This is a genomic window from Gardnerella vaginalis (assembly GCF_001546485.1).
Classification (GTDB): domain Bacteria; phylum Actinomycetota; class Actinomycetes; order Actinomycetales; family Bifidobacteriaceae; genus Bifidobacterium; species Bifidobacterium vaginale_D.
The window spans coordinates 1-4,107 of sequence record NZ_KQ956836.1 but is presented as its reverse complement, the minus strand read 5'-3'; the positions used below and the strand labels follow the sequence as shown (position 1 = coordinate 4,107).

The window sequence follows — 4,107 nt, the reverse complement described above, 5'->3', positions numbered from 1 at the left end:
CGTTACTGGTGCAGATTGCGTTCTGCGTTAGTGTCTCTTGATTTGCGCTTAGCAAATCCAACACTAGCTAAGCCGCAAATTGTACAGCGGCAAAATCTCCTGATTCATGTCAAAAGGCATGCCTTCAAGATTCTTCACCTTCGCAGTCACCACGCGGTAATTAAACAGCCAATCAGCCGGCGCATCCTTGCTAATAATTCGCGCAGCCTTAGCAAGCAATTTAGCCGAATCACTTTCGGACGCACTCAGCATTGCCTTAGCGTACAAATCCTGCACTTGCTTATTGTCATAACCGTAGTAGTAAGTAGGATCCGCCCACTGACCAAAATCGTGACTCTCATTGTGATCAACCATCGACAAATCATACTGCTTATTCTTATACACATCCTGCAGCCAAGTAGTAAACTCAACCACATTCACCTTTAAATCAATACCGACCGGCTTAAGTTGCGAGCGCAACTGGTCACCAAGTTGCGTACCGTAAATATTCGGATAAGTAAGCGAAAGCTGCAACGGATGCGACTCATCGAAGCCAGCTTCTTTCATAAGCGCCTTTGCGCGACGTACATCATGCGGATACAACTTCGTTAAATCCTCATAGCCAGGGTCAAGAGACGGAATTGGTCCACCAAGTGACACGTCTGTGCCGCCACGAGATGCAATAATTTGCTTGTGGTCAATTGCGTAGCGAATAGCCTGACGTACGCGCTTATCTTTCGTACGCTCACCCTTCATATTCATAGCAAGTACAAATTTGTCGGTACCGTTTCCAGCACGCACTACGTAACGCTTGGAATCATCTTTAAAAGGCTTAGCAAGTTGACCAGAAATAGGTGCCAGCGCTTGCACAGCACCAGAAGAAAGCGCGTCAACAGCAGCATTATCGTCTACAAAATAGCGCACAACAATTTTGCTGGTTTGCGCAGGATGGATACCTTTATAACGCGGATTTGCTTTTAATACAACGCGATCGTTCGGCACGAACTTGTCGATTACGTACGGTCCGGAACCAACTGCTTGCGTTTTAGCATCGTATTGAGCATTTTTGTCGAATACTAAACCGGAGCGGCTGCAAAGTGCCCACAGTAACTTAGCATTTGGCTCTTTAAGCGTAATTTCAAACGTGTAATCATCCTTCGCTCTTGCTGACTCAACTTTGCCAACCATATTCGATCCGCGATACTGCTTATCAACAAGTTCGTTAAACGACCACGCTGCGTCCTTTGCCGTCAGCTTGTGACCGTTAGAAAATACAGCATTCTTACGAAGATGGAACGTATAGCGCAAACCATCTTTGCTTACTTCCCAGCTTTTTGCCAAGGAAGGTGAAACTTGGTTTTTTGCATTACGAGCAACTAAACCTTCGTACACATTGCCAATAAGCAGCTGATCAAGTGCAGAACCAGATTGATTGCGAATATCGAGATTTGTAGGAGCAAGTTTTAAACCGATTGTGACAGTTTTGTGCGATATCGTTGATGACATCGGCAATGAATGAGATTGGTGCTGCGTAGTAAACGTAGCAAAAATCGCGCTTATTACAACAATTGCAATAACCGCTATCGCAAATAACCAAGGTTTACTGAGCTTATGCTTACTCGAAGAATTATGTGATTTTGCAGCAGCATTCAGCGATTCGTCAGTACTCGCTTGAGGAGTACTCGCTTGAGAAGTACTCGCTTGAGATGCGGCTGCTTGAGATTTACCAGAGAACATTTCGGTCGCGCCGATTTCTTCGTGCACGCCTTCCTCGGGTTTTGTGTTACCCATACCATAACCTTTCTAAATGGCATATAAATGGTACTAATTTTTTATTACTATTTATTTTTATTTATTTATTTTTATTACTATTTCTTTCTTTATTTTGCTCAACGCTACAGCGCAATTGCAATTGCAAGTTGTAACAATTTACTCATTACGCCTCAAGTCGCAGGCTTTACCAATCGTAGCCTATTAACAAACCAGGCTCACCGTGCACTCATCCAAAAAACTTACCAATAATTTGTATGAAAAAGCTCATCAATAATTTGTATGAAAATAATTTGTATGAATGAATAAGCAAATTCGCAAGCAAACACACAAGCAAACAGACAAGCAAACACACAAGCAAACACACAAGCAAACACACAAGGTTGTAATATTCATAAAAGTTGTAATATGTATGAAATACATGCGCTTTACGAGGTATATATCCTACGAATGTGGTTAAATGCCAACAGAACGCAAACTTGCAAACGTGCGCAATAATCTGCAAAAATTACTGCGCAACTGCACGCAAATTCGCGAAACATACAGATGTAAAGCAACGTAACAAGGCGCATACAGTGCAAAAACTGCACAAAACGCATCTCACACAAAGCGAGGAATGATGGCTGAGAACTTGAATACTACAGTAACCGTGAACGAATCCTCAGATCCGCAAAATCAAAGCGGCGAAGACCGCACCGCTTTAAACCGTCAGCTTGCACAAATGCTTAAAGGCGGCGTCATTATGGACGTCACTACCCCAGAGCAGGCGCGAATTGCTGAAGATTCTGGAGCTTGCGCAGTTATGGCTTTGGAGCGTATTCCTGCAGATATTCGCGCAGCTGGTGGCGTTTCTCGCATGAGCGACCCAGCAATGATTCACGGCATTCAGGAGGCTGTGTCTATTCCTGTGATGGCAAAGTGCCGTATTGGCCACTTTGTTGAAGCTCAGGTGCTTGAGGCTATTGAGATTGATTATATTGACGAAAGCGAAGTTCTTTCCCCAGCCGATGACGTATACCATATTAATAAGCGCGATTTTGCTGTACCTTTCGTTTGCGGCGCTAAGGATTTGGGCGAGGCACTGCGCCGAATTAACGAAGGCGCTTCCATGATTCGCACCAAGGGTGAGCCGGGCACTGGTGACGTGATTCAGGCTGTGCGCCACATGCGCATGATGAATTCCGCAATTCGTAAGCTCACCAGCATGCGTGAGGATGAGCTTTTTGAGGAAGCTAAGAATTTGCGCGTGCCATTTGAACTTGTAAAGTACGTTGCGCAGAATGGCAAGCTTCCTGTCGTGAACTTCGCTGCAGGTGGTGTTGCTACCCCAGCCGATGCTGCTTTAATGATGCAGCTTGGTGCTGAAGGCGTGTTCGTTGGCTCCGGCATTTTTAAGTCGGGCGACCCAGCCAAGCGCGCCGCCGCAATCGTGAAGGCTGTAACTAATTACAAGGATGCCAAGATGATTGCTAAGCTTTCTGAGAATTTGGGCGAAGCTATGGTTGGCATTAATGAGCAGGAAATCAAGCTTTTGATGGCTGAGCGAGGCGAGTGATTTTGACAAACTCCCCTATCAATACTGATAACTCCACTACTGGTAACTCCACTACTGGTAACTCCACTCACACTGTAGCTGTTTTAGCTGTTCAGGGAGCTTTTCTTGAGCATCGCTTGATGCTGGAAAAGCTGGGCGCGCGCGTAATAGAGCTTCGTCAGGCGCGCGATTTGGAGCAGTCTTTCGACAGATTAGTGTTGCCGGGCGGCGAAAGCACCGTGCAAGCTAAGCTTCTTCGCGAGCAAAATATGCTCGAGCCTTTGCGTGAGAGGATTGCTGGCGGTATGCCGGTTCTTGGCACTTGCGCAGGCTTGATTTTGCTTGCGAAGAACGTGGAAGGTAACGAGGTGAACGGCTTCGGTACGCTGGATGTAACAGTTAAGCGCAACGCTTACGGCCGCCAGCTCGGAAGTTTCCACTGCGAAGCTGATTTTGGCGATCTTGGCAAGGTGCCGATGACGTTTATTCGCGCGCCTTATATTGCAGAAGTCGGCTCTCATGCTGAAGTTCTTGCAACTGTTGACGGACACGTTGTTGCCGCGCGCCAAGGCAACCAAATCGGCACATCCTTCCACCCGGAGCTTGACGACGATACGCGGATCCACCAGCTTTTCCTAGATTTGTAATCTGATTCGTAACTCCGGCAAATGTTCCAAAAATTAGACAAAACAACTACATTTGCCGGAGAAAATCTCCCGCAAATGCTCCATAAAAACGGTAAGCTCGCGTGAGCTTACCGTTTTTCATTACTCGCGCAGTTTGCGTACTGCGTTAGTAACGTATAATCCCGTTTTTTCGTTACT

At 46.0% G+C, this 4,107-nt stretch carries 3 protein-coding genes; 2 read left to right on the top strand and 1 reads right to left on the bottom strand.

Features of this window, described 5'->3' with window-relative positions:
• Window positions 1–63 precede the first annotated feature (63 nt).
• Window positions 64–1,770, bottom strand: a complete 1,707-nt coding sequence (locus HMPREF3208_RS01475) for an ABC transporter substrate-binding protein (RefSeq protein WP_064346878.1) — start codon at window positions 1,768–1,770, stop codon at window positions 64–66.
• A 700-nt stretch (window positions 1,771–2,470) separates the two neighbouring features.
• On the opposite strand from HMPREF3208_RS01475, the gene pdxS reads away from it, so the two are divergent.
• Window positions 2,471–3,304, top strand: a complete 834-nt coding sequence (gene pdxS / locus HMPREF3208_RS01470; RefSeq protein WP_050397242.1) for a pyridoxal 5'-phosphate synthase lyase subunit PdxS — start codon at window positions 2,471–2,473, stop codon at window positions 3,302–3,304.
• Window positions 3,301–3,930, top strand: a complete 630-nt coding sequence (gene pdxT, locus HMPREF3208_RS01465; protein ID WP_419471008.1) for a pyridoxal 5'-phosphate synthase glutaminase subunit PdxT — start codon at window positions 3,301–3,303, stop codon at window positions 3,928–3,930. Before pdxS ends, pdxT begins: the two co-directional genes overlap by 4 nt.
• The last annotated feature ends 177 nt before the right edge of the window (window positions 3,931–4,107 follow it).